At 63.3% G+C, this 278-nt stretch carries 1 protein-coding gene; it reads left to right on the forward strand.

Features of this window, described 5'->3' with window-relative positions:
- On the forward strand, positions 1–278 hold a 278-nt coding region (locus SB719_RS19735; RefSeq protein ID WP_412159678.1), incomplete at both ends, for an ATP-binding cassette domain-containing protein.

The following is a 278-nucleotide window of genomic DNA, read 5'->3' on the forward strand; positions in this document are numbered from 1 at the left end:
GATGCAGCCGCTGCTCGATACCGGCGTTCCGCGTGAAGCCTGCGCCGCTAAAGCCGCGCGTCTTCTCACCCGCCTGAACGTGCCGGAACGCCTGTGGCACCTGGCACCATCGACATTTTCCGGTGGCGAACAGCAGCGCGTCAACATCGCCCGCGGCTTTATCGTCGACTACCCCATTCTGCTGCTTGACGAACCTACCGCCTCGCTGGACGCCAAAAACAGCGCCGCGGTGGTGGAACTGATTCGCGAAGCCAAAACCCGTGGCGCAGCCATCGTAG

The sequence above is a fragment of the Pantoea sp. SIMBA_079 genome (assembly GCF_046940275.1).
GTDB lineage: Bacteria > Pseudomonadota > Gammaproteobacteria > Enterobacterales > Enterobacteriaceae > Pantoea > Pantoea borealis.